The 515-nt window shown below is 70.1% G+C and carries 1 protein-coding gene; it reads right to left on the reverse strand.

Annotated elements, in window-relative coordinates; genetic code table 11:
* Positions 1–161 precede the first annotated feature (161 nt).
* A complete protein-coding gene (locus P9A16_RS35685; protein WP_278026574.1) occupies positions 162–383 on the reverse strand; it encodes a hypothetical protein in 222 nt (73 codons plus the stop codon).
* Between the last annotated feature and the right edge of the window lie 132 nt (positions 384–515).

A 515-nucleotide genomic window follows, 5' to 3' on the forward strand; every position in this document is an offset into this window, starting at 1 on the left:
TAGGGGAGCCCGCGTCCGGCAGGGGCGGGCCGGACCTCTCCCGAAGAGGCGCGTGCCATTATGGTAAACCGCAAATTTACCAACAGCCGGCAGGATGGACGCGCGCGAATCGATCCCCCCGCATGGCGCACGCCGACCGGCGCGCGAAGCAAGACAGGACTTTACGGAATGAGCAACATATCCGACAGGTACCCTTCCGGCGCCGTGAGGGGCCGCATGGGACGGTCATCCTCGCGCGGCAGCTCCCTGCTGAACCAGCTCGTCCCGTCCGACCGCGCGTCCGCATCCTCCCCGGCGTCCGCATCGACGTCCACGTCGTCCGCCGCGACGGCAACGGCAGCGTCCACGGCCGCCTCGACATCGTCATCGGTTCCCCTCGCCATGCCCGGCCGCCAGCCGTCGGCCGTCGAGCGGCGCGGCGCCTTCCTCGCGCTGGATGTCCAGCACCTCTACGACTGGATCCGGCAGGGCTGGCTCGTCATCGCCGGCCTTGCCCTGATCGGCGCGCTTGCCGG

Source organism: Shinella sp. 838, from assembly GCF_029623935.1.
GTDB lineage: Bacteria > Pseudomonadota > Alphaproteobacteria > Rhizobiales > Rhizobiaceae > Shinella.